Origin of the sequence: Alistipes sp. An31A (assembly GCF_002159425.1) — a bacterium.
Taxonomy (GTDB): domain Bacteria; phylum Bacteroidota; class Bacteroidia; order Bacteroidales; family Rikenellaceae; genus Alistipes; species Alistipes excrementigallinarum.
This window is the reverse complement of record NZ_NFIO01000022.1, coordinates 1-4085: the sequence shown is the minus strand read 5'-3', so window position 1 is coordinate 4085 and position 4085 is coordinate 1. Positions and strand designations below refer to the sequence as shown.

General features: G+C 62.8%; 3 protein-coding genes. All 3 read right to left on the bottom strand.

The window, feature by feature from the left end:
* On the bottom strand, positions 1-981 hold a 981-nt coding region (locus tag B5F90_RS10680; protein ID WP_343213202.1), incomplete at its 3' end, for a DUF6562 domain-containing protein.
* 71 nt (positions 982-1052) lie between these two features.
* Positions 1053-2129, bottom strand: a complete 1077-nt coding sequence (locus B5F90_RS10675) for a DUF6562 domain-containing protein (RefSeq protein WP_143256179.1) — start codon at positions 2127-2129, stop codon at positions 1053-1055.
* A complete protein-coding gene (locus tag B5F90_RS10670) occupies positions 2129-3379 on the bottom strand; it encodes a DUF3575 domain-containing protein (protein ID WP_087362787.1) in 1251 nt (416 codons plus the stop codon). Before B5F90_RS10670 ends, B5F90_RS10675 begins: the two co-directional genes overlap by 1 nt.
* Positions 3380-4085 lie beyond the last annotated feature (706 nt).

Here is a 4085-nt window from a genome sequence, read left to right as displayed (position 1 = left end):
CTCCTCAAGCTCCACCGTACCGCCGTTCTCGGCCGCAAAGAGCAGCTGCGAGAGGTTGTGGTCCGGCTCGCCGAAGCCCGGGTCGATGTCGATGTCGAAGTCAACGTCGCCCGTCAGCACCGAACCGATGATGTTCGTGCGGTAGTTGCGCTGCACGGGAACGTTGCTGAAGGTCAGATTGCCCGTCGTCGCGCCGTCCGTGAACGCGAAGGCGATGTTGGTCGTCGTCTTGTCGGCGCCCATCAGCAGGTAGTTCATCGCCAGATAGGTGTACGTACGGCCCGATACGACCAGCGACTCGGTCGGCACTGCGTGCGAGGCGAAGTCTACGCTCGTGCTGCCCGTCGTCGTGCCGTTGAGCAGGTTCAGCGTCGTCGGCACGTTCGTTGCGCTCATCGAGGTGGCAAGCGCTGCGCTCTGGAGTCCGCCTGCGACGGCCTCCTCCAGGTCATCCGTTCCCACGTTCACCTGCGCGAAGGGGCGCACCAGCGTCACATCCTGGCTCATCGCTCCCGTTACCTTCATGCCGGTAACCGAGCCGAAGAAGGCGTCGCGGCTCTCGTCGTTCGACTCTGCTGCCGCGTAGTCCACCGTAACCGTCTGCGCCTGGTAGTCGACCTTATAGGGGTTCGACTCATCCTTCTGGCCGTAGGCGTCGGCCCAGAAGAGCACGTCGTAGCTCTTGCCCGTCGTCAGGCGGAGCGTCAGCTGGGCCTTCAGGTCGGTGAACTCGACCGCGGGGGCACCCTCGCTCTCGCTCGTCAGCAGCGGGGTCTGCTCACCGGCCGCATATACGGCGTAGGTCAGCTTGCGGGCCGTCTGGCCGTCACCCATGCTGCGGGTCTGAAGCTGTTCGGGAAGGCGTGCGCTGAAGGTCACCACGCCGTCCCCGTTCATCCCGGCAGATTCCATCTCGTCCCGGGAGCAGGCAGTCGTCGCCATCAGGCCGGCAACCGCCAAAAAGAGAAACAATCGTTTCATAATTTCATCAAGGATTAACAAGAGGTTTTCTATTATTGTTTTACTTTTTACTTTACTGTCTACTGCACGGTCTACTGCACGGGGTAGTTCCAGTCGCCGTCGAAGCCCGGGTCAATGCCGATTCCGCCCGAGGCCTCCGACGTGAGGAAATTGCCGCGCACGATGGTATGCCGGCCCCGCATGAGGGGTATATCGAAGGGGTTCGTGGCCGACAACTGCGTTCCGTCGCGGTCGTAGACCTCGAGGGAGACCTTGACGGAGGCCTCGCCCTCGTTGACCAGCACGTAGTCGAAGCCGAGGCTCGCCTCCGAGTCGCTCGTCCGCGTGATGCGGCTCTCGAACTGCACGCCGGTAGAGGCGTCGGCCGTCTGGTCCGTGAAGAGGTTGAACGACGAAGGCACGTAGCCCGCATAGTGAACCACCACGCGGAAATCATCCAGGTCGATGCTCCGCGTCGGCTCGTCGGCGGGGTCTGCATCCTGCGAGGCGCCGGCATCCTGTGAGGCGCTGTGTTCACGGCTTTCGCGGAGCGCCTGCACGCGGGTCATGAATTCGGTCAGGTCGGTCGACACGAAGCTGTAGCGCGCCTGCGGACGCGTCATCGGGACGGGCACCACGATGGGGCCCTCCTGTGCCGGTTTCGCAATGGCGGCGTCGGCCCGGCCGCGGAAGGCATCGCGGAACTCGGTGCTGCCCGCATATTCGGAGGTGAGGAGGGCGACCTCCGAAAAATCATCCGTACGGAAGAACTTGTGCTCCTGCGTTCCGGCATCGACAAAGTCGGTCCAGACGATGAAGCGGTAGGCGCCCTCTTCGAGTTGCGTCTCGATGCGCAGGTCGGGCTGCGCCGTCACGGACTTCGTCACCACCATACGGCGCTCCTCCTCCCGGCCGAAGGCGGCCTCGGCATCGGCCCGGTAGATGCAGACCGTATAGCGCAGATTGTACGCCTGCGGGTCGTCCGAGACGCGGGTCTTCACGTCGACCGTCTGATACACGGGCAGTTCGGTATCGAAGGTCAAATCCAGAACGACGGGATACTTCGCGGGTTCGGTCGGGCCCGGAAACTCGTGCACGTCGCACGACACGAGCAGGAAAGCCAGCGGCAGACCACTCAGAAACAGCCTTTTCAACACGCTCCTTTTCATTATTTCCGAGTTTTTTTCAGGTCAAACATGTAGGAAAACGAGACGGCGGCGTTGTCCAGCCCGATGAACGTCTTGCGGACGGTCGAGGAGCGGACGCCGTTCCGTTCGTTGCGGAACTTGTCATAGTAGGCCTTGTAGACGCCGGCGCCGAGCGAGAACTCGACGTTCCAGCGTCCGCTGCGGCCCAGCGGAATCCGGTAGCCGAGGTTGACGCCTCCGCCAATGGCCGGAGAGTTTCCGTTGTGGTCCTGGATGCGCCAGTCGCCGCCGAGTGCCAGGTTGTAGGAGGCCACCCCGAAGTGGAGCGCCGCGAAGAAGCGGTGCTCGCGCAGGGGCCAGAAGCGCAGCTCGGGCTGCGTGCCCAGCATGCGGAACTTGACCGTCGAGGTGAAGTAGTCGCACGCCGAGTAGTAGACGGGCACGCTGAAGGAGATGCGGGGCGAGAGGTCAATCTCGACGGCCACGTTGGCCATCATCATGCCCCAGCCGATGGCGTTGGTCTTGATGTGGATGGCGGGGCTCCACGCGTCCGAGGGGGCGGGAACCTCCTCACGGTTCACGTCGGGCAGCGGAGCCGGTGCGGGGGCAGGCTCGGGAGCGGGCGCCGGCTCGGGTTCGGGTGCCGGTGCCGGTTCGGGCTCGGGTGCCGGCTCGGGCTCGGGTTCGGTCGGCCGCGTATAGAGCAAGGCCGAGGCGCTGTTGCGCAGCTCGGGGAAGAAGTGCTGCAGCATGTAGTTGTAGGGGCGTCCGCCGTGCAGCTGCATGAGCGACTGCTTGCGGCTCCCCACGACCCGGCCCTGCGCATCGAAGCTCCAGACGGGTTCGCGGTCGAGGATTAGCAGCACCTCGTCGCGGGAGGGCATCGTCGAGGCAGCCACCAGCTCGCGCAGCCGCTCCCACTGGATGCCCACCGACTCCTTGACGAGCATCCCGGCGGGGATGCCGGTCGTACGCATCAGATAGGCGGCCAGCGAGTCGACGCGGTACTGCGACAGCCGCTCGTTGGCCTGCTGCGAGCCGTCGGGCGAGGCTCCGGCGCGGATGACGACCCGGTTCAGCGTACCCTGCTCGAGCGCCTCGCGGATGGCCTCCGTAAAGTGCGCGAGCGCGGCCCGGTTATTCCGGTAATCGGGGTCGACAAAACGGTATCCCACCCGATAATAGAGACTCACGGAGTCTGCTACCTCCTGCGCACAAATCGGCACGCTGCACAGCATGCCGAAGATAATCAACAGCAACACTCGTTTCATCGGTTTTCTTTTTTTCTATGACTACGCCACATCGAACCCGGAAACTCAATCCCGTTCATCAGATTCCAGGTTCCCCAATATAGCTTTTTTTTACTCCGATTGTTCACTTCGTCACCTTTTTTAACATATATTTAACCTGAACGGGCTATAAATGACGACCAAAGAGCAGATTTTGGGCTTTTTTGTTTTATGGACAGGCCCCGAACGGAACAGCCTGCGCCCCTTTCGAGGGATGATGTATCGGGGAGAGTTCGTCCGGGGAAGAGAGGAAGCGTCCGAGGGAGAGGGGGAAGAAAGCGTCCGGAGACAGCTGCACGGAGGCGCAAAACGACGGCGGCACGGAGGCGCAAAACGACGGCGACACGAGGTGGCGACACGAGGTGGGAAAAAGGGCGCGGCGACATGCGATAAGGAGAGCGAGGCGGCAGGAGGCGGCACGCAGAGGGCGTCGTGCTGCACGGACAAGGGAGGAGGTGAAGTACCGGAAGGAAGGGAGGCAAAAGAGGGCTGAAAGGACGGGCGGGCGCGGAAGGCGATGCACAGAAGCAGAGCATGAATGCGGCTGGCGGGGGCACGGGGAGGGGTACAAAAAAGAGCGGCGGAAGAGTTGATGCGTTTCAGGCCATAGTGTTCCTTCTGCGTTCCGAACGAGCCTTCCATCCTCGTTGCCCTCACCCTCGCCAGCTCGTTGCGGATGATGTCGTTC